This window comes from Streptomyces sp. R35 (assembly GCF_041053035.1).
GTDB classification, from domain to species: domain Bacteria; phylum Actinomycetota; class Actinomycetes; order Streptomycetales; family Streptomycetaceae; genus Streptomyces; species Streptomyces lutosisoli.
Map to the genome: position 1 here is coordinate 5,159,748 of NZ_CP163440.1, position 20,228 is coordinate 5,179,975.

Sequence of the window (20,228 nt, forward strand, 5' to 3'; positions counted from 1 at the left end):
GTGCTCACCGCCTGAGCCGCTTACGTCCGTGGGGGACCAGCCATGCCATTCGCCGTCATGAGACGCGCTGCCCGAGAGACCGTCTCGGGGCTCCCCCGCGAGTTCTGGTGGCTGTGGACCAGCACACTCGTCAACCGGCTCGGTGCTTTCGTCGCCACCTTCATGGCGCTGTACCTGACACTCGATCGCGGCTACTCCGCCTCGTACGCCGGTCTCGTGGCGTCGCTGCACGGCCTCGGCGGTGTCGTCTCCTCGCTCGGCGCCGGCGTGATGACCGACCGGCTCGGGCGGCGGCCCACCCTGCTCATCGCGCAGGTGTCGACGGCCTTCTCCGTCGCACTGCTCGGCTTTATGCACCATCCGGCGGCGATCGCCGCCGTCGCCTTCCTGGTGGGGATGGCTTCCAACGCCTCGCGGCCCGCCGTGCAGGCGATGATGGCCGACATCGTCCGGCCCGAGGACCGCGTCCGCGCGTTCTCCCTCAACTACTGGGCCATCAACCTCGGCTTCGCCGTCTCCTCCATGGCGGCCGGTTTCATCGCCGAGTTCAGCTATCTCGCGGGCTTCCTCATCGAGGCCGGCATGACCCTCGTCTGCGCGCTCGTCATCTTCGCGAAGCTGCCGGAGTCCAAGCCGGTCCTCACCGCCAAGGCCGCATCGGAACCCGCCGTCGGCCTCGGAACCGTCCTGCGTGACGGGCGCTACATGAGCGTCGTCGGGCTGTCCTTCCTCGTCGCCCTCGTCTTCCAGCAGGGCTCCGTCGGACTGCCGGTCGCGATGGGCGCGGCGGGCTTCACCCCCGCCGACTACGGCATGGCGGTCGCCGTCAACGGCGTACTCATCGTCGCGCTCCAGATCCCGGTCACCCGTTTCATCGAGCACCGGGATCCGAAGCGGCTGCTGGTCATTTCGTCCCTGCTCGCCGGCTACGGCTTCGGGCTCACCGCCTTCGCCGGCTCGGTCGGCGTCTTCGCCCTCACGGTGTGCGTGTGGACCCTCGCCGAGATCGTCAACGCGCCCACCCAGACGGGGCTCGTCGTCCGACTGTCCCCGCTGCACGGCCGCGGCCGCTACCAGGGCATGTACACCCTGTCCTGGTCCCTCGCCGCGCTCGTCGCCCCGCTGATGTCCGGCGTCGTCATCGACCGGTTCGGCGCGGAGTGGCTGTGGGGGCTGTGCGCGGTGGTGGGTACGGCGGCGGGGGTCGGGTATGGGGTGCTGATGCGGCGGCTGCCGGCGGAGGAGACGGTCGTGGAGACCCCGACGACGGCGCGGGCGGAGGTCACTCCGGTCTAGCAGTCCCCGTCCGGCAATCCCTGTCCGGTCACTCCGGTCCGGTCACTCCGGTCCGGTCACTCCGGTCCGGTCACCCCGGTCCGATCACCCCGGTCTAAGGGTGCATCCGCGCCCCCTTCATCACCTTGTCCACCGCGTTCTTCGGCCCGTACACCGCGAGCCCCACAAGGTCCAGCTCCCCCGTCGGTACGGCCCGCACGGCCGCCCGGTTGTCGCGGTCGTTGCCGGTGGTGAAGAGGTCGGACGTGAAGGCGGCTCGGGGCAGGGCGCGGGACAGCACGCGCGCGTGGGCTGCCGTCAGCGTCTCCTTGGTGCCCTCGAGGACGAGGACCGGCTGGCGGAACATCGGCAGATACGCGACGTCGTCCGCGTCGGCGTACGGCTCTCCGATCACCTCGGGAACCGCCGTCCCCAGGCCGCTGACGAGAAAAGCGGTCACATTAAGTCGTTGCCAGGGCTCCAGGTCCTCCCGCAGCAGTACGGCGATCTTGGTGTCGAAGCGGATGGGCTGTTCACTCATGCACCGAGACTGTCCGACGCCGTACGACCTCGTCTTGTACGTTCTTTGCATGGCCCCTCAGGCCCTTCAGGTCCCTCAGCGGGAGATCACCGCATGGCGCCCGCACGTTCCGGGTGTCGTGGAGGTCTTCCACGCCCACTACACCGAGTACGCGTACCCCATGCACGTACACGAGGCGTGGACGCTGCTGATCGTCGACGACGGTGCCGTGCGGTACGACCTCGACCGGCATGAGCACGGCACCCCGCACGACACGGTGTCGCTGCTGCCGCCGCACGTGCCGCACAACGGGTCGCCGGTCACCGAGCACGGTTTTCGCAAGCGGGTCCTGTATCTCGACGGCACTCATCTCGCCGAGGAACTCATCGGGCCCGCGGTGGACGGGCCCGACGTGGTGGATCCCGTACTGCGGCGCCGCGTCGGGCAGTTGCACACGGCGCTCGGGCACCCCGGGGACGAGCTGGAGGCCGCGAGCAGGCTGGCCCTGATCGCCGAGCGGCTGCGCGGCCATCTGCGCCCCCGGATCACCCGAGAACTCCCGCGCGCCGACCCTCCGCTCGCGGTCCGCCTGCGTGAACTCCTCGACGCACGCCTCGTCCAGGGCATCGCCCTCGACGAGGCGGCCGAGCTCGTGCACGCCCATCCCGCCCACCTGGTACGGGCGTTCAGCGGTGCGTATGGCATCGCCCCGCACCAGTACCTGATGTCCCGCCGCGTCGACCGCGCCCGCCGGCTCCTCCTGGAGGGCGGGAAACCGGCCGAAGTGGCCACGGCGACCGGCTTCTACGACCAGTCTCATCTGACGCGCCACTTCAGGCGGTTGGTGGGGGTCTCCCCCGGTCGCTATCGCTCCAGCTCGCGCTGAGCCTCGTACAGATTGCGCGGGCGTACGACGTCGGTGGTGCCGTACAGCTCCACGCGCGCGTGCAGGTCTCCGGTGAAGTCGGGTACGTCGGTCTGGTCGAACTCCGTCACCTCGTTGACGCCGACGGTGGCGGAGTAGGGCGCTAGGCCGTCGATCTTCATCAGACCGGCGCGGGCGTTGGTGACGCGGATGTTCCAGTGGGTGAAGCGGGCGCCGAACAACGGTCCCGCGCTGGCGTCGCCGCCGTGGCGGCCGTTGTTGTTCACCGTGATGTCCGTGCGGACGTTGGCGAAGGGCATGCCGCGGTGGGAGTCGAAGGTGCCCATCTGCATCTCGCCGCGCGACCAGACGTTGGAGGAGGACAGGCCCTCGACGTTGATGCCGTGGAGCTGGGTTCCCGCGGGGGCCGGGACCGTGCGCTGCTCGATCGTGAAGTCCTCGATGAGGTTGTCGTGCGAGCCCTCGCGGCAGAAGTACGGGTGGTGCGAGCCGCGGCCCGCGACCGTCGTACGGCGCAGGGTGCAGGCGGAGGCGGCGACGAGGCCGAAGCCGTTGTCCACATGGCGTACGACGATGTCGTCGGCCCAGCAGTCGTACGCGCACTGGAAGACGACCCCGTTGTAGCCCTTGTCGAGGAGGTGCGGGGACTGCGGGGTCTCCACGGCCTCCAGGGTGAGGCCCTCGACTCCCGAGCCGGTCAGCTCCGGTACGTGGGTGGTCAGGCGCGGGTCCCATTCGGGGCGTACGTCGAGCGGGAGGGGGCGTTCGAGGGTGACCTCGCGGCCGCGGACGTGCGCGATGCGGACGGGCCACTCGTAGGGGACGTACGACGTCAGTTTTGTCTTGTCGTCCCAGTAGTACGCCTCGGGGCCCGGGCCGCCGCCCGCCATGTGCTCCAGGAGCGTGTGGCCGGTGTCGTCGGCGAGGCGCAGGAGGACCAGACTGCCCGGCTTCAGCGCGGAGGCGTCGGCGACCGTCACCGTCCAGGAGCCCTGGCGTGCGGGGTCGACCGTTGTCAGCGTCCGCCACTCGTCGCGCTTGTTGCCGGTCCAGCCCTCGAAGGGCCAGGCCTTCGCCTGGATGGCGGTCGTCAGCGTCGTGAAGCGGTCGGTCGGGCAGAACCAGATGAGTCCGCCCGCCCAGGACCAGGACGACTTGTCGCCGCCGTAACGGGATCCGTAGACGCCGATCAGCTCGGTGAGGTTCTTGGTCGCGTACAGCTTCGTACGGTCGCTGCCGGCACCGCGCAGTACGACGTTCGAGTGCCCGACGCGGATCAGGTCGTCGATGCGGAAGGTGCCGGGCGGGATGAGAACCGTGCCACCGCCGGCCCTTCCGGCGGCAGCGATGGCACGGTTGATCGCGGGGGCGCAGTCCGTGGTGCCGTCGTCGGCCACGGCTCCGTAGTCGCGTACGTCGGCAACGACGGGGCGGCGGGGGAAGCGCGTCGCCCCGCCGCCGCGGCCGGACCTGCCGACGTACGGGATCTGCGGGTGGGTGAAGGGGGTGCGGCTGAACTCCCTCCAGAGGGCCGGCACTTGCCCTTGTGGCGCGGAGGGTGAGGGCGGTGCGGATGGTGCGGCGGCTGTCGCTGTTCCGCCGGTCACGGCGACGGCCGCCACGGCTGTGGCGCCGCCGAGCAGGCTGCGTCTGGTGATGCCCGAATGCCCGTTGCCGCTATGCGCGTTGCCCGTATGCGCCTTGCCCGTATACCCGTTGCTCATACCCGTCCGCCCCTCCATTGGTTTCCATGGATGTGAACGACGTTCAGATCTGCGTCGGCGGCGAGCATGCCACGGGGACCCCGGGCTGGGAAGGGGTCTCGCAACGGCTAATCAGTGGGCGAGGGAGGTCAGTTAGTGGGACGCTGAGTCAGATGCGTGAACGCGTCCAGGTTGCGGGTCGACTCGCCGCGGGACACCCGCCAGGCGTACTCCTTGCGGATCGCGGAGGCGAAACCGAGCTCAAGGAGGGTGTTGAACGATCCGTCGGCGGCCTCCAGGACCGAGCCGAGGAGGCGGTCGATCTCGTCCGGGGTGACGGCGGCCAGCGGCAGTTTTCCGGTCACATAGATGTCGCCGAGGGAGTCGACCGCGTAACCGACCCCATAGAGCTTGAGATTGCGCTCCAGGAGCCAGCGGTGGACACCCGGTTCGTTCTCGTCGGGGTGGCGGATCACGAAGGCGTTGAGCGACAGCGAGTGCCTGCCGACGATCAGCGAGACGGTGGTCGACAGCTTCCGGGTGCCGGGGAGCTTCACCACGTAGTGGCCGCTGTCCGGGCTCTCCCATTCGAGGTCGGCGTCCTTCAGGACCCCCTCGACGACCTGCGCCGCCTGCTGTACGTCAGCCATGGTGGGAGCGTACGCGACGCCTGTGGGCCTGCATCGCCGCCGTGTAGACGTCCGCCGTGGCCGCCGCCGCGGTGTCCCAGCCGAAGTGCTCCGCGTGGCGCGCGGCAGCGGCTCCCATCCGTGCCGGAAGCGTCTCGTCGTCCGCGAAATCGCGCAGCACGCGCGCGTAGGCGGCGGGATCGTGCCCCTTCACCAGGAAGCCGGTCTCCTGGTGGCGCACGGCGACGGGCAACCCGCCGACCTCGGCCGCGAGCACCGGCGTACCGGCCGCCTGTGCCTCTATGGCGACCAGCCCGAAGGACTCGCTGTACGAGGGCATGACCAGCACCGACGCTGCCCGGAACCAGTCAGCGAGCTGCTCCTGCCCCACGGGCGGCCGGAAACGTACGACGTCGGCGACACCGAGCCGCGCGGCGAGCTTCTGCAGGCCCTCGGGCTTGGCGAGACCGCTGCCGCTGGGACCGCCCACTACGGGGACCACGATGTGCGAGCGCAGCTCGGGACGCTCGTCCAGGAGGACGGCGATCGCGCGCAGCAGCACGTCGGGGGCCTTCAGGGGCTGGATGCGGCCCGCGAAGAGAGGGATCAGGGCGTCCTGCGGGAGGCCGAGGCGGGCACGGGCGGCGGCGCGGCCGTCGGCGGGCCGGAAGCGGTCCAGGTTCACGCCCGGGTGGACGACGGCGACCTTGTCGGGGTCGGCTTCGTAGTGGCGTACGAGTTCGTCGGCCTCCTCCGCGGTGTTCGCGATGAGGCGGTCGGCGGCGCGCACGATCTGGGTCTCGCCGATGACGCGGGCGGCGGGCTCGGGGGTGTCCCCCTCGGCCAGCGCGGCGTTCTTGACCTTGGCCATGGTGTGCATCGCGTGCACCAGGGGCGCGCCCCAGCGCTCGGCGGCGAGCCAGCCGACGTGGCCGGAGAGCCAGTAGTGCGAGTGCACCAGGTCGTAGTAGCCGGGGCGGTGACCGGCCCAGGCCTGCATGACGCCGTGCGTGAAGGCGCACAGCTGGGCGGGCAGCTCCTCCTTGGCGAGGCCTTCATAGGGGCCGGCGTCGACGTGCCGGACGAGGACGCCGGGCGCGAGCTCGACGGTCGGCGGCAGGGCGGCCGTGGTGGCCCGCGTGAAGATCTCGACCTCGATGTTGATCGCGGCGAGGCGCTGGGCGAGCTCCACGATGTACACGTTCATGCCGCCCGCGTCGCCCGTGCCGGGCTGGTGCAGGGGTGAGGTGTGCACGGAGAGCATCGCGACGCGACGGGGCCTGCGGTGCAGCCTGAGCCGGGAGGGCGCCGCCGGGGAGCGTCGCCCGAGCCTGCCGACGTACTGGCTCACGTGGCGTTCCTCCTCGCTGCGGGCATGCCTGTCGGAGGGTGCAGTGCGCCCTCCGACAGGGGGAACGCCGGAGGGTGCCGCTCCATTTCCTCTTTGCCGAATCATTACCGGGTATCGCTCAACCGTTCGAGGGTGGGGCGGGTTGCTTGTCGGCTGCGGGTGGGTGCCCCTTGGGTGGGGTGGGGGTGGGCAGGGGGTTGTCTGGTCGACTGCAAGGCCGGGGTGGTTGCTCGCGCAGTCCCCGCGCCCCAAACGCTCGGGGCGCGCCCCGTCGCCCCCGGCCACCCCCGGTCTTTTGTCTTTAGGGGCGCGGGGAACTGCGCGACCAGCCCCCACCGTCCCGCAGCCGCATTCAGGGGCGCGGGGAACGGCGCAATCTTTTAGGGGGGTCTGGGGGCGCAGCCCCCAGGAACGGGATGGGACGGGTAGGGGCGGCGGGGGCGAGACCCTTTCGGCGCATACCCTCGTACGTATGACAGCCCGCGCAGCGTCCCGCCCCGTGGGGACCGTGACGCGTGGGACGACGAACCCCAACCGGCTGCGCCGCATGGACCGCTGGATCGCGGCGGTGCACGGCGCCGAACTCCGCCGCGCCACCGACCCGGTGGCGGTCGACCTCGGCTACGGCGCCGCCCCCTGGACCGCGGTCGAGCTGCTGGCACGGCTTCGCACCGTCGCCCCCCGCGCGCGCGTGGTGGGCATCGAGATCGAACCGGCGCGCGTGGAGGCCGCGCGCCCCTACGAGCGCGAGGGTCTCGCCTTCCGGCACGGCGGCTTCGAGGTACCGGTGCAGGGCAGCCCGGCACTCATCCGCGCGGCGAACGTACTGCGCCAGTACGACGAGGAGCAGGTGGCCGAGGTATGGCAGCGCCTGTGCGCCCGTCTCGCACCGGCGGACCCCGCGACCGGCTCCCGGGGCGGCCTGCTCGTCGAGGGCACGTGCGACGAGATCGGCCGCCGGCACGTCTGGGTCGCCCTCGGCCCGGAGGGCCCCCGCACGGTCACCTTCGCCACCCGCCTCGGCTCCCTGGACCGCCCGTCCGACCTCGCCGAACGTCTGCCGAAGGCCCTCATCCACCGCAATGTCCCGGGCGAACCCGTGCACGCGTTCCTGCGCGACTTCGACCGCGCCTGGGCCGCCGCCGCGCCCTACGCCTCATACGGCGCCCGGCAGCGCTGGATACGCGCGGTCCGCGACCTGACGGCCGGCTGGCCGGTGGCGGACGGGGTGACGCGCTGGCGGCAGGGCGAAGTCACGGTGCGCTGGGAGGCGTTGGCGCCGCGCAGGTGATCGCGGCCCGCACCGAGGGCCCGTTCGGGGTGCACGGCGGCGCGCGCCCGGCCGATCCAGGCGTCTGACCTGCGGGGAACGAACTCCGTGACTGGTTCGTCACACAGGCGGGGAGATCGTCTTGTGGAGGCGGGTTGGGGGGAAGGGAGTTCTTGCCCGCCTCTGTCGCATTGCGCGCCGACATGGCACGATCCCCCAGGCGTCCGTAAGTTACTGACGGTAAATCAGTTGGGGGGCGGAGTAATGGGATCCGGCAAGCGGAGCCTGACCACGATGGCCATGGCCCTGGCGTGCGCATGTGCCTGCGCGGTGCTGGCGGCACCCGGCGTGGCGTATGCGAGCCCGACACCCACACCGACCCGGACCCCCACGGCGACACCGACACCCGTGAGCAACAAGGACCTTGAAGCCGTCCGCAAGAAGCTCGACAAGCTCTACCACGCGGCGGCGGTGGCCACGGACGCGTACAACGCGGCGGAGGAGAAGGCCCAGAAGCAGTCCGCCGAAATCGTCGATCTGGCCCGCGAGATCGTCAAGGGCCAGGCGAAACTGGACAAGTTGAAGGACCGGGCAGGCGCCGCGGCCCGTGCGCAGTACCGCGGGGGCGGGCTGCCGCCCGAGGCCCGGCTGTGGCTGAGCGACGACCCGCAGGAGTTCCTGGACGGCGCGGGACGCGTGCGGCAGGGCGAGCACGCGACCAAGGGGCTGCTCGCGGAGATGACCCGCACCCAGCAGGACTTGGAGCAGTACGCGAAGGACGCCTCCGCGCAGTGGAAGAAGCTGGAGGCCAACCGCAAGACCAAGGCCGAGGCCAAGAAGAAGATCAAGGAGCGGATCGCCGCCGCCGAGAAGCTGGAGTCCCAGCTGGAGAAGGAGGAGAAGGAGCGGCTGGCGAAGCTGGAGGAAGAGGCCGCCTACCAGGCACAGACCGCCTGGCTGAGCTCCGGCGTCCTCGCGGAGATCAACAGCAAGGCGTCCGAACAGGGCAAGAAGGCCGTGAAGTACGCGACCGACCAGATCGGCAAGCCGTACGAGTGGGGCGCCGAGGGCCCGGGGTCGTACGACTGCTCGGGGCTGACCTCCCAGGCCTGGGCGTCCGCCGGACACGGCATCCCCCGCACCTCGCAGGAGCAGTGGAAGCAGCTCACCCGCGTCGACATCAAGGACATGCGTCCCGGCGACCTGATCATCTACTTCGATGACGCCAGCCACGTCGGGATGTACATAGGAGACGGCGCGATCGTGCACGCCCCGAGGCCAGGGCGGACGGTGACGATCACGGGGGCGGGGTCGATGCCGATCCTGGGGGTCGTACGACCGGACGCGTGACGTCTGCCGCGGGGACCCTCGGCGTACCTATCTCATCCCATCCCATCCCAATCCCGTGCGGATCGGCGCCGTAACCACCCTGTGTGGACCGGCCCCATACCCACGTGAGGCACTCCAGGTGACGCGCCCCACGTGACGCACCACACGGTTGCCCTCCCGGATCAACTTCCGGGACGTGACCTTCGTCATCCCGATTGGAACCCCATCCTGTCCAAGTGCGGTACAGGATGCGGCATATGACGGTGGCCGTTTGCCGGACGCCGTGCCGTACACCATTCCGTTGCGGCACCGGCTGACGCTATGGTCCCCGTCGGTGGGTCGAGGTCCTTCGCCCCACCACGCCCTCGGGGGGAGGGAAGGAACCCAGACGATGCCCGTACCCGTACCGCGGCAGAGAGCGATCCCGGCCGTGGAGAGTGGTCAGGCTCAAGCCGCGTTCTCGCCCGGCGGCCCCTCCGGAGACCCTGCCGGCGGCCCGACCCTGGCAGCACCGGCGCCTCGCGCCACCGGCCCTCTCGACAGCACCACCAACCTGACCCTGCTGGTCATCGAGGACGACCCGGCCGCCTCGCTCGGCGTGCCGGACATGCTCGACGCGGCGGGCAAGCCGATCCGCATCCGTACCGCCCGCAACCTCACCGAGGCCGAGCGGCTGCTGACCGACGACGTCCACTGCATCCTGCTCGACCTCGCCCTGCCGGTGTCGGGCCGGGCCGCCGCCGGTGACGACGAGCTGGCCACGCTCAAGCATGTGCTGCGGCTCGCGCCCCAGCACGCCGTCCTCGCGCTCACCGCGTCGGGAGACGCCGAGCGCGGCGCGGAGGCGGTGCGCGTCGGCGCCCAGGACTACCTCTTCCGTGACGAACTGGACGGACGGCTGCTGAGCCGCGCGATCCGGTACGCGGTGGAGCGGAAACGTTCCGACAAGGCCGAGCGACGGCTCACCGAGTCGAAGCTGCGCGCCCAGGAGAACGCACGCCTGGAACGCGGTCTGCTGCCGACACCCCTCCTGGAGGGCTCCCCACTGCGCTTCGCCGCGCGCTACCGCCCGGGCCGCTCCCGTGCGCTGCTCGGCGGCGACTTCTACGACACCGTCCGTACGCCCGACGGAACCGTGCACGCGATGATCGGTGACGTCTGCGGGCACGGGCCCGACGAGGCGGCGCTCGGCGTGGAGCTGCGCATCGCCTGGCGCGCGCTGACGTTCGCGGGCCTGTGCGGAGACGAACTCCTCTCGACCCTCCAGCAGGTCCTGGAGCACGAGCGCGAGAACGACGAGATCTTCGCGACGGTCTGCACCGTGGACATCGCACCGGACGGCCGCCGCGCCGGGCTCTGCCTGGCCGGCCACCCGTCCCCGCTGATCGCCCGCCCGGGCCGGCCCGCCGAACTCCTGCCGTACGAGAACAACGGACCGGCGCTCGGCCTGGTGCCGCACGCCCGCTGGCCGCGGATGCAGGTGGAGCTGGGCGCCGCCTGGAGCCTGATGCTCTACACCGACGGTCTGATCGAGGGCCACATCGGCGTGGGCAAGGAGCGGCTCGGCCAGGACGGCATGGTGGACATGGTCCGCCGTCAGCTCGCCCAGGGGCTGGAGGGCGAGGAACTGCTGCGCGCGGCGGTGAGCGAGGTGCGCGAGCTCAACGGCGGGGAGCTGACGGACGACGTGGCGGTGCTGATGCTGGACAGGACGCCGTAACCGCGCCGATGCCGGGCAGGAAGCCGTAACCCCCGTCGTACCTCTCGTACGCGTCAGGCTTCTCGTACGCGTCAGGCGTCGCTTGTCCCTGTTGTGCTTGTTGTGCCTTGTTGGCCCCTTGCGGGGTGCCGGTCTTACCGTCCGCCGTTGTAGGGGCCGTACGGGCCGTCGCTGCTGCTTCCGCCGCGGCGGCCGCGGCCGCCGCCGGAGACCTGGCGGAGGGCGGGGCGGACGTCGACGAAGAAGACGATCGTGGCGACCAGGCCCGCGATCTGCACGAAGAGCATCGGCACCCAGAGGTTCACGGCCACCGTGATGCCGAGGATGATCAGCCAGAACATCTTGTTCTGCTTGTCAGCAGCGCGGTAGGCGTCCTCGCGGGCCACCGCGGCCAACACCAGCGCCACCACGGCGAGCACCAGCATGGCTGTGAAGATCAGCCACATGAAGCCGCCGAATGCCGTCAACAGCACAATGCCCACCGCCCGAGTCGAGTCGTCTCTACGGCCACCGTACCCGGAGAACGGGCCGGGAACTCTGAGAGTGCCCGGCCCGTCTTCGTACGGCGAAACGGTCTTGCCGTCGCTCGCCTACTTGGCGGGCGACGTCGTCTTCTTGGCGGTGGCCTTGCGGGCCGGGGCCTTCTTGGCGGCCGTCTTCTTGGCCAGGGCGGGCTCGGCGGCGGCCTCGGCCGGCTTCTCCTCGTCCTTGACCTCGACCGTCTCGGCCTTCGGCTCGACGACCGCGGCCAGCTCCTCGATCTCCTCGGCGGCCTCGCCGCGCCAGGTCTTCACGGTCTGCTCGCCGTGCTCGGCGACCTTCTCGTAGGTCTCTCGGGCCTTGACGGCGTACTCGACGGCGACGCCGACACCGCGCAGGGCGAGGTCCTGAGCGGACTCACCGAGCTTCTTCAGGTCGGTGTCGAGGGTGCCGATGAACTCCGTCACCTTGGTCTGGATCGTCTCCTGCGCCTCCTTGGCGCGGGCGGCGGCCTTCTCCTGGACGGCGTTCGGGTCGATGTTCTTCACGGTCTCGATGCGCGCCGGGGCCTCGGCGCGGATCTGCTCCACGATGCCGGGGACCTTCTTGGCCTGCTGAACGGCCAGGTCGGCGGTGCCGGCGAGGAAGTAGAGCGGGGTCGGGTCCGTGGCGGCCTTGCGGATTTCGTCGGTGATGGCCATGGCGATGGTCCTCCGGTATTCGCTTTCAGCTGAGGGTTTTGGTGATCGGCGACGGACCGGCCTGTCGGTGATCTTTCCGGCGGTGCTGGTCAACTGGCGGTCTGCTGCGGATCGGCATCGCTGCCGTCGGCCGTGCGGGGGCCGCGGGCGGCGGTGTCCTGCGGGTGCTGGGCATCCGATATGTCCTGCGCCATGCTCTGGTTCGCGTCCGAGGTCGCATCCTGGGGCGCGTCCTGCGCGATCTCGAACCCGTTCTCCTTGCGGAAGGACTCATAGATCTGGAGCAGCACCTGCTTCTGCCGCTCGTTCAGCGTGGGATCGGCGAGGATGACGGCGCGCGTCTCCACCTCGTCCCGGTCCCGCTCGGCGTCGAGGATCCCGGCCCGCACGTACAGCGTCTCGGCGGAGATCCGCAGCGCCTTGGCGACCTGCTGCAACACCTCCGCGCTCGGCTTGCGCAGCCCGCGCTCGATCTGGCTCAGATACGGATTGGACACCCCGGCGGCGTCGGCGAGCTGCCGCAGTGACAGCTGCGCGCTGCGCCGCTGTTCCCGCAGATACTCACCAAGATTGCCGACGTTGAGCGATGCCATGCCTCTACCTTGCACCAACTCCGCTAACTATTGCAAGCATCTTGCTTGCAATAGTGCGCCATGCCACTCGGGCGGAGGTGAGCCTGAGCACGATAGGTGTCGCATTTGCACGACAACTGTCGTAGGGAGCACGGAACTACGCCAGATCGATCAGGCCGCGAGCACGGAAGCCTCGGGCCCCGCGTCACCTCGCGGGTGCGACCGGTGCACACACGCCGCGCGGCGCCCGATGCCGGGCCCCCGGTCAGCCGGCTTCCGTCAGGGCCGCGTGCGCGGCGGCGAGGATCTCCTCGGAGAGCGGGGAGCCCTGGGTGGCCCGGGACAGGACCAGCGCACCGAACAGGGTGCACAGCCGGGCGAGGCCGCCCTCGCCGGCCCCGACGGCCTCGGCGGGGGCGAGGAGCGCGGCGAAGTCGGCCACGCCCTCCGCGTAGGTACGGCGCGCCTCGCGGCCTTCGGGTCCGCGCGCGACATCGATGGCGAGAGCCGCGACCGGGCAGCCGTCCGCCGCGTTGTCACGGTGTTCGACGGAGAGGTAGGTGTCGATCAGGGCCCGCTGAGCGGCATCCCGCTGCCCGTCGTGCCGCTCGAGCTCGGCCGCATGGCACCGTGCGAGCTCATCGAAGGCGTGGGCGGTGGCCTCGTCGACGAGCGCTTCCTTGGAGGCGAACTGCTTGTAGAAGGCACCGTGGGTGAGGCCGGCCGCCTTCATGAGATCGGCGACGCTGACGTGGGTTCCCTGCTCCCGGAACAGCCGCGACGCGGTGTCCACCACCCGCCTGCGATTTTCCTCCGCCTGCGCCTGCGATACGCGGCCCATGGCCACCTCCCGTTTGGATGTCGACTGGCATCTATCGTAGTCTGGTGTTTAGATTGTTGTTGCAATCTAATTGGTGCGGGTGTCCCAACGGCGCCCGAAAGAGTCTGGAGCAGGCATGGAACTCAAGAACGCGGTCGCGGTGGTCACCGGCGCCAACCGGGGCCTCGGGCGGCACCTGGCCGCCCAGCTCGTCGAGCACGGCGCCAAGGTCTACGCGGCGGCCCGCCGTCCCGAGACAGTCGACCTGCCGGGCGTCCGCCCCCTGCGCCTCGACGTGACGGACCAGGAGTCGATACGGGAGGCCGCCCGCATCGCGTCGGACGCGACGCTACTGATCAACAACGCGGGCATCTCCACCGGCGCGACGCTGGTCGGCGGCGACCTGGACGAGGTACGTCGCGAGATGGAGACCAACTTCTTCGGCCCGCTCGCAGCCACCAGGGCCTTCGCCCCCGTCATCGAGGGCAACGGCGGCGGCGCCGTACTCAACGTCCTGTCCGCCCTGTCCTGGTACCACCCGGCAGGACTCGGCTCCTACGCGGCCTCCAAGGCCGCCGCCTGGGCGCTGAGCGACGCGAGTCGCGAGGAACTGGCGCCCCGCGGGATCACCGTCTCGGCGCTGCACGTCGGCTACATGGACACCGACATGGCCGCCGGCGTGCCCGCCGATCAGAAGGTCGACGCCGCCGACGTCGCGGCCCAGGCCCTGCGCGGCATCGAGACCGGCCTGCCCGAGATCCTCGCCGACGAGACCAGCCGGTACGTCAAGCAGGGCCTGTCCGCGGCGCCCCAGCCGAACGCGGGCTGACGCTCACCCCCTCCACCACGGCACGACGGCCTTCCAGGCCCCCCCTTGCGCAAGGACTTCTCATGCGTTACACGACCTTTGGCCACCGGACCGGACTGCGCGTGTCCGAGTACGCGCTCGGCACCGCGAACTTCGGCACCGGCTGGGGCGCAGGCGCCGAGCCCGACGAGGCCCGCCGCATCTTCGACCGGTTCGCCGAGGCCGGCGGCACCTTCCTCGACAGCGCCGACGGCTACCAGTTCGGCGAGTCGGAGGAACTGACCGGCAAGCTGGTCTCCGCCGACCGCGAGCACTTCGTCCTGGCCACCAAGTTCGCCCTCGGCGCGGCCCCGCAGCCGGACATCTCCAAGACCGGCAACAGCCGCAAGAACCTGGTCGCCTCCGTCGAGGCCAGCCTGAAGCGCCTGGGCACCGACTACATCGACCTGCTGTGGGTGCACTTCCCCGACCAGCTCACTCCGATGGAGGAGCTCCTGCGCGGTCTCGACGACCTGGTCAGCGCGGGCAAGATCCACCACGCCGCACTGTCCAACTTCCCCGCCTGGCGCGTCTCGCGCGCGGTAACCCTCGCCGACCTGCGCAACCAGTCCCCCGTCATCGGCATCCAGCACGAGTACAGCCTCGTCGAGCGCACCGCCGACCGCGAGCTGCTGCCGATGGCCGAGAGCCTCGGACTCGGCGCCGCACTGTGGTCCCCGCTCGGCGGCGGACTGCTCACCGGCAAGTACCGCACGTCCGCAGAAGGGCGCCTCAGCGACCTGGGCATGGTCATCCACACCGAGAGCACCGACCAGAAGACCGCCGTCGTCGACACCGTCCTGGCCATCGCCCAGGAGACCGGTGCGACGCCCGCCCAGGTGGCGGTGGCCTGGGTCCGCGAGCGCGCCGCCCGCTCCACGGCCACGCTGGTCCCGATCATCGGCCCGCGCAACCTCTCCCAGCTCGACAGCTACCTCGCAGCCCTCGACGTCCAGCTGACCGACGAGCAGTACGCGCGCCTCGACAAGGTCAGCGCCGTGCCGCTCGGCGTACCGCACGAGGGCATCGCGGGCTCGCTGGGGCACCTCCAGGGCGGCGACGCGAGCAGCGTCATCACCCCGGTCGTGCCGGTGGCCTGAGCCCGGAAACACGGCCGACGCAGAGCTCTCCGCGCAGGCACTGGCCACTGCCGTGCCGACGCGGAGCGCGCGGACTAGAAGAACATCACAAACTGTCTCGTACCGGCACAAGCCCCTCACGGACAGAACGCCCCTCCCGCTCGTGCGGGAGACCGAACGAACGGAGACAACAATGAAGGCCTTCATGGTCGAGAAGTACGGCGACCCGACCACGGTGCGCGCCGCCGAGATACCCGACCCCCAGGTGGGCGCCGAGGATGTCTTGGTCAAGATCCACGCGGCGAGCGTCAACCCGCTGGACATGAAGATCCGCAAGGGTGAGTTGAAGGCGATCCTGCCGTACCGTCTCCCGCTCGTCCTGGGCAACGACTTCGCCGGGACCGTCGTCCGTACGGGATCGTCCGTCACCCGCTTCTCGGTGGGCGACGAGGTCTACGCCCGGCCCGACAAGGACCGCATCGGCACCTTCGCCGAACTCCTCGCCGTCCACCAGGACGACCTGGCCCTCAAACCCGCCACGCTCACCACGACCGAGGCCGCCTCCCTCCCCCTGGTCGCGCTGACCGCCTGGCAGGCCCTGGTCGAGCGGGCCCATGTACAGCCGGGCCAGAAGGTCCTCATCCACGCGGGCGCCGGCGGCCTGGGGTCCATCGCCATCCAGCTGGCGAAGTCCCTGGGTGCGCACGTGGCCGCCACCGCGAGCACCGCCAAGGTCGACCTCGTCAAGGACCTCGGCGCGGACGAGGTCATCGACTACCGCACGCAGGACTTCTCCGAACTCCTCCACGGCTACGACGTCGTCCTGGACTCCCTCGGCGGCGAGAACCTCGCCAAGTCCCTCCGCGTCCTCAAGCCCGGCGGCCTGGCCATCTCCGTCGCGGGCCCGCCCGACCCGGCCACCGCCCGCGAACTCGGCTCGAACCTGGTCATGCGCCTGGGCATCACCGCGCTCAGCGCGAAGGTCCGGCGCCAGGCCAAGCGCCTCGGCGTCACCTACTCCTTCCTCTTCATGAAGGCCAGCGGCGACCAACTGCGCGAACTCACCGCCCTCATCGACGCCGGACAGATCCGCCCCGTCGTCGACCGGGTCTTCCCGTTCGACGAGACCCTCCAGGCCATGGAATACGTAGAGAAGGGCCGCGCGAAGGCCGGCAAGGTCGTCGTCTCCATGACGTGAGCACAGGGCACCGGCCCTGCCGGACGCCGAGAACACCGCCCGCCACAACGAGCAGATCCCGCCCCACGCTCCTCTCTCCCACACCAGGACCCGATCACGAACGCACCGTCCAGCTCCCCCACGCCCACCCCGGCGTCGTACAAGAACGCGCCGACCCGCGCCGTGTCCGTGCACGGCGTGGACTTCGCCTACCGGCAGCACGGCCCGGACGACGGCGTACCGCTGATCCTGCTCAACCACCTGTCCGCGGTCCTGGACAACTGGGACCCCCGCGTCGTCGACGGACTCGCCGCCCGACGCCGCGTGATCACCTACGACAACCGCGGCGTCGGCGCCTCCGGCGGCTCCACGCCCGACACCATCGAGGCGATGGCCCGCGACACGGTGCTGTTCATCCGGGCTCTCGGGTACGACCGTGTCGACCTGCTCGGCCTGTCGATGGGCGGCTTCGTCGCCCAGGTCGTCGCGGCACAGGAACCGGACCTCGTACGGAAGATGATCCTCGCGGGCACGGGCCCCGCCGGAGGCCCCGGCATCGACAAGGTCACCTCCCTCACCATCAAGGACACCCTCAAGGCCGTCGCGACCCGCAGGGACCCCAAGCAGTTCCTCTTCTTCACCGCCACCGAAAGCGGCCGACGGGCCGCCCACGCCTTCCTGGACCGGCTGAAAGAGCGCACGGACGACCGCGACAAAGCCATCTCGCTACCGTGCAGCCGCCCCGTGGACACCAGCGACTCCAGACCGGGCCGGTGCCGCTGCTCCCGCCGCCAGGTGAACCCCCGCATCGGCCCGCGGCTCGCCACCGGCACCTGTTCCAGGTGGCGGACCGGGCCCGTGATCTCGTCCCCGGCGTACTTCCACGTCGCCGTCCACCGATCCGGCCACCCATCGGACAGGTCCATGCCTCCCCGTCCCGCGTCCAGCCCGACCGGGACCAGCAGGTCCGTCCACGTACAGCGATGGGACCACAAGGAGTCCCGGGTATCGCTCAGGCTCCCAGGGAAGCCGCACGCCTCCCCTGGGAGGGGCGATCTTCGAAGTTGACGACAACTTGCCTGCGAAGAGTGCGGATCACGTCAGGAACGATGCGAATTCGGCGACAGATGTCGCGCTCAGAGCTTCACGAAAGGGCAGGTCGGGACGGAAGGATGACGACACCTATCGTGCTCAGTCTCAGCGGAGGAGCGGGGTGCCGGTGGGCCGGGACTTCACGCGGGCCGGGACGCCGGATGCGGCGCTCTTCGGGCATTCGCGATCCCCGCGGCGAGCGCATCAGAAATCATGAAGCATGCGCCCGGATGACTGGCACCTCACCGAAGACGTCGACGACTTCCTCGCCCGGGCCGGAGAGTTCCTGCGCTCACGGCCCGCCCTGCACGTCACACCGCTGACAGCGATCAAGAGACTGCGCACACGCGGGGCGGCCGCATACGGCACCCAAGCCCCCCTCTTCGGCCGGCTGGAGCGAGCGGGCGAGGTCCGCGCCACCTTCCACCGCCTCCCGTCCCTCGGCCTGGGCCTCACCCCCCTCACCCCCGAGCAGGCCGACACCCTCGCCGCCCACCTGGCCGCCCTCGGCCACTCCCTTCCCTACGTCAGCGCGGCCCACGACACCGCCACTGCTTTCGCCGAGGCCTGGCAGCGGCACACAGGCGCGACGCCGACACTCCGCACACGGATCCGCCTGTACCGCCTCGGCACGCTCACCCCACCGCAGCCGGCCCCAGCGGGCCGGGGCCGACCCGTGGGCGAGCAGGACCATGAACAACTCATGCGCTGGTGCCGTGAGTTCGCCACGGACGTCGGGGAAGTCGTCACCATCGACGCCGACTCCTGGGCCGGCACACGCTTCGCCGACAAACGCTTCACCTTCTGGGAGAGCCCGGACGGCACGCCCGTCTCCATGGCGGGCGTGAACCCGATGGTCGCCGGCGTGATCCAGGTGGACCCCGTCTACACCCCGGCCCACCTGCGCGGTCGCGGCTACGCGGGCGCCGCGACGGTCGAGGTGAGCCGGGCCGCGCTGGCCGCGGGCGCCACGGACGTCGTGCTGCACGCGAACCCGGCCAACCCCACCAGCAACGCCCTCTACCAGCGCATCGGGTTCCTCCCGGTCACCGAATGGGCCGTGTACGACTTCGCGTACACCGAACCGGAGGTCGCTCAGTAACGCGACAGGCAAGCCGCTCGCCTTTGCCTTTGCCTTCCCCTCGTTTCCTTCCCCTTCCTTTCCTTCCTCTCCTTTCCTTCCTCTCCTTGCCGGAGCGGCAGCGGGCCTACCTGGCGAGTTCGGCCGGTTCGTCCAGCCGCGTCAGCTTCCGCGGGTTTCTCATCAGGTAGATCCGGGTGACCCGCCCGTTCTCCACCACGAGGCTTACCGCGGTCGGCTCGCCGTCGACCTCGAACCGGCCCGCGGGCGCGCCGTTGAGCCACACCGTCGTGGTCTCGAACGCGGCCGTCACCCGGTCCGCGCGCGCGAGCACCGTCGCCACCAGTTCAGCCCCGTGGAGCGGAGCCAGCGCGGCGGCCGCGAACCCGCCGCCATCGGCGATCAGGACCACGTCCGGCGCCATGACCTCCATCAGCTCCTGCAACTGCCCGGTGCGCAACGAGGCCAGGAACCGCTCCACCACGGCCTGTTGCTCCGACCGGCTCACCCGCGCCCGTGGCCGCCGAGCCGCCACATGCTCGCGTGAGCGCCGCGCGATCTGCCGCACCGTCGCAGCGGACTTCCCGATGGCCTCGGCGATCTCCCCGTACGGCATCTCGAAGACCTCGCGGAGCACGAACACCGCCCGCTCCGTCGGCCCGAGCGTTTCCAGGACGGTCAGCATCGCGATCGAGACGCTCTCCGCGAGTTCGACGTCCTCGGCGACATCAGGGCTGGTCAGCAGCGGTTCCGGCAGCCACTCGCCGACGTACTCCTCGCGGCTGCGCGACAACGTCCGCAGGCGGTTGAGCGCTTGCCGCGTGACGATCCGGACGAGGTACGCCCGCGAGTCACGCACCTGCGACCGGTCGACGTCGGCCCACCGCAGCCAGGACTCCTGGAGCACGTCCTCCGCGTCGGCCGCCGACCCGAGCATCTCGTAGGCGACCGTGAACAGCAGGCTGCGATGGGCGACGAACGGGTCCTCGGTCATGCCGTCGACGCTACGTCGGAGTTCTCCGGCCGCGCGGCCAGTGGGATCTCGCAGGCATCGGAGAAGCCCTGCGAGGTGATCCCGTTCGCATTGTTGTTCCTGGTCGCCATGTTGACGAAGGCGATGTACGCGGTGAGCTCGACCATCGCGGCCGGGCCGAGCCGGTCGAGCAGGCTCGCGTGCAGCTCATCGGTGACGGTCGGCGGCGTGTTCGTCATCGCCTCGGCGTACTCCAGCACGTCCCGCTCCAACGGCGTGAACACCTCCGACTCCCGCCAGCGCGGCACCTGGCTCGCCTTGGCCAGGTCCAGGTTCTGGTTCTGCGCCTGGAAGTAGCCGACGTCGAGGCACCAGCCGCAGCCGACCTGTGCCGCGACGGCCATGTGCGCGAACGACTTGAGGCTCGCGTCGGCCGCGTCCCACTCGGCCAGCTCGGCCGAGAACTCCAGGTTGGACGTGGCGACCTTGGGGCTGTGCCACACCACCTCGACGGGCTCGGGCACGGCACCGAGCTGCTTGATCATGTTTTCGCTGAGCTCGGCGGGAAGCTCAGCCTTCGGGACGCGGAGCGCCATGGTGTCCTCCTTGGACATCTGCCTTGGACATCTGCCTGTTGGGCTGTTCGGCATGAAGACACCGCCGGGCCCGCGTATGTGACAGCCACCGTCGCCACCCGCCTGTCCTCGCTCCCCATGTCACAGA

At 70.4% G+C, this 20,228-nt stretch carries 20 protein-coding genes; 10 read left to right on the top strand and 10 right to left on the bottom strand.

Annotation, left to right across the window (positions count from 1 at the left end; translation table 11 throughout):
* Window positions 1-42 precede the first annotated feature (42 nt).
* Entirely contained in the window at window positions 43-1,296 is a 1,254-nt protein-coding gene (locus tag AB5J50_RS23585) for an MDR family MFS transporter (protein WP_369260366.1), read from the top strand.
* A gap of 94 nt (window positions 1,297-1,390) precedes the next feature.
* On the opposite strand, the gene AB5J50_RS23590 is transcribed toward AB5J50_RS23585, so the two are convergent.
* A complete protein-coding gene (locus tag AB5J50_RS23590; protein ID WP_369260367.1) occupies window positions 1,391-1,816 on the bottom strand; it encodes a DUF2000 family protein in 426 nt (141 codons plus the stop codon).
* Window positions 1,817-1,865: 49 nt separating this feature from the next.
* On the opposite strand from AB5J50_RS23590, the gene AB5J50_RS23595 reads away from it, so the two are divergent.
* A complete protein-coding gene (locus tag AB5J50_RS23595; protein ID WP_369260368.1) occupies window positions 1,866-2,681 on the top strand; it encodes an AraC family transcriptional regulator in 816 nt (271 codons plus the stop codon).
* Here AB5J50_RS23595 and AB5J50_RS23600 read toward each other — a convergent pair.
* The 3 genes from AB5J50_RS23600 to mshA form a co-directional block, all read right to left on the bottom strand.
* Window positions 2,660-4,405 carry a glycosyl hydrolase family 28-related protein gene (locus AB5J50_RS23600; protein ID WP_369260369.1) on the bottom strand — a complete coding sequence of 582 codons (1,746 nt, stop codon included), beginning with the start codon at window positions 4,403-4,405 and terminating at the stop codon, window positions 2,660-2,662. The genes AB5J50_RS23595 and AB5J50_RS23600 overlap by 22 nt on opposite strands.
* A 128-nt stretch (window positions 4,406-4,533) precedes the next feature.
* Window positions 4,534-5,034, bottom strand: coding sequence for a YbjN domain-containing protein (locus AB5J50_RS23605; protein ID WP_327429768.1), 501 nt, complete (start codon window positions 5,032-5,034; stop codon window positions 4,534-4,536).
* Entirely contained in the window at window positions 5,027-6,364 is a 1,338-nt protein-coding gene (mshA, locus tag AB5J50_RS23610) for a D-inositol-3-phosphate glycosyltransferase (RefSeq protein ID WP_369260370.1), read from the bottom strand. Before mshA ends, AB5J50_RS23605 begins: the two co-directional genes overlap by 8 nt.
* A gap of 472 nt (window positions 6,365-6,836) precedes the next feature.
* Between mshA and AB5J50_RS23615 the strand changes: the two genes are divergently transcribed.
* From AB5J50_RS23615 to AB5J50_RS23625, 3 genes are all read left to right on the top strand, one after another.
* Window positions 6,837-7,655 (top strand): class I SAM-dependent methyltransferase, encoded by an 819-nt coding sequence (locus AB5J50_RS23615; protein WP_369260371.1) that lies wholly within the window; start codon window positions 6,837-6,839, stop codon window positions 7,653-7,655.
* Between the two features lie 243 nt (window positions 7,656-7,898).
* Window positions 7,899-8,984 (top strand): NlpC/P60 family protein, encoded by a 1,086-nt coding sequence (locus tag AB5J50_RS23620; protein WP_369260372.1) that lies wholly within the window; start codon window positions 7,899-7,901, stop codon window positions 8,982-8,984.
* Window positions 8,985-9,354: 370 nt separating this feature from the next.
* Window positions 9,355-10,683, top strand: coding sequence for a PP2C family protein-serine/threonine phosphatase (locus AB5J50_RS23625; protein ID WP_369260373.1), 1,329 nt, complete (start codon window positions 9,355-9,357; stop codon window positions 10,681-10,683).
* Between the two features lie 134 nt (window positions 10,684-10,817).
* On the opposite strand, the gene AB5J50_RS23630 is transcribed toward AB5J50_RS23625, so the two are convergent.
* From AB5J50_RS23630 to AB5J50_RS23645, 4 genes are all read right to left on the bottom strand, one after another.
* The gene (locus tag AB5J50_RS23630; protein ID WP_327435087.1) at window positions 10,818-11,156 is read right to left on the bottom strand and encodes a DUF2516 family protein; all 339 of its coding nucleotides are present in this window, start codon (window positions 11,154-11,156) and stop codon (window positions 10,818-10,820) included.
* A 117-nt stretch (window positions 11,157-11,273) separates the two neighbouring features.
* The gene (locus AB5J50_RS23635) at window positions 11,274-11,864 is read right to left on the bottom strand and encodes a hypothetical protein (RefSeq protein ID WP_369260374.1); all 591 of its coding nucleotides are present in this window, start codon (window positions 11,862-11,864) and stop codon (window positions 11,274-11,276) included.
* 89 nt (window positions 11,865-11,953) lie between these two features.
* On the bottom strand, window positions 11,954-12,457 hold the full coding sequence (locus AB5J50_RS23640; RefSeq protein WP_369260375.1) for a helix-turn-helix domain-containing protein: 504 nt from the start codon (window positions 12,455-12,457) through the stop codon (window positions 11,954-11,956).
* A 244-nt stretch (window positions 12,458-12,701) separates the two neighbouring features.
* Complete coding sequence (locus AB5J50_RS23645) at window positions 12,702-13,277, bottom strand: TetR/AcrR family transcriptional regulator (protein ID WP_369260376.1); 576 nt, start codon at window positions 13,275-13,277, stop codon at window positions 12,702-12,704.
* Window positions 13,278-13,392: 115 nt separating this feature from the next.
* On the opposite strand from AB5J50_RS23645, the gene AB5J50_RS23650 reads away from it, so the two are divergent.
* From AB5J50_RS23650 to AB5J50_RS23670, 5 genes are all read left to right on the top strand, one after another.
* The gene (locus tag AB5J50_RS23650) at window positions 13,393-14,085 is read left to right on the top strand and encodes an SDR family oxidoreductase (protein ID WP_369260377.1); all 693 of its coding nucleotides are present in this window, start codon (window positions 13,393-13,395) and stop codon (window positions 14,083-14,085) included.
* Window positions 14,086-14,147: 62 nt separating this feature from the next.
* Complete coding sequence (locus AB5J50_RS23655) at window positions 14,148-15,203, top strand: aldo/keto reductase (protein WP_369260378.1); 1,056 nt, start codon at window positions 14,148-14,150, stop codon at window positions 15,201-15,203.
* Between the two features lie 172 nt (window positions 15,204-15,375).
* Window positions 15,376-16,380, top strand: a complete 1,005-nt coding sequence (locus tag AB5J50_RS23660; RefSeq protein WP_369260379.1) for an NADP-dependent oxidoreductase — start codon at window positions 15,376-15,378, stop codon at window positions 16,378-16,380.
* 162 nt (window positions 16,381-16,542) lie between these two features.
* Complete coding sequence (locus tag AB5J50_RS23665; RefSeq protein WP_369260380.1) at window positions 16,543-17,427, top strand: alpha/beta fold hydrolase; 885 nt, start codon at window positions 16,543-16,545, stop codon at window positions 17,425-17,427.
* Window positions 17,428-17,671: 244 nt separating this feature from the next.
* Window positions 17,672-18,553: a GNAT family N-acetyltransferase gene (locus AB5J50_RS23670; RefSeq protein WP_369260381.1), complete on the top strand. Its 882-nt coding sequence runs from the start codon at window positions 17,672-17,674 to the stop codon at window positions 18,551-18,553.
* A gap of 106 nt (window positions 18,554-18,659) precedes the next feature.
* Here the strand turns inward: AB5J50_RS23670 and AB5J50_RS23675 are convergent, their stop codons facing one another.
* Entirely contained in the window at window positions 18,660-19,526 is an 867-nt protein-coding gene (locus tag AB5J50_RS23675; protein ID WP_369260382.1) for an RNA polymerase sigma-70 factor, read from the bottom strand.
* Entirely contained in the window at window positions 19,523-20,101 is a 579-nt protein-coding gene (locus AB5J50_RS23680) for a carboxymuconolactone decarboxylase family protein (RefSeq protein ID WP_369260383.1), read from the bottom strand. The genes AB5J50_RS23675 and AB5J50_RS23680 overlap by 4 nt, the downstream gene beginning before the upstream one ends.
* Window positions 20,102-20,228: the final 127 nt, after the last annotated feature.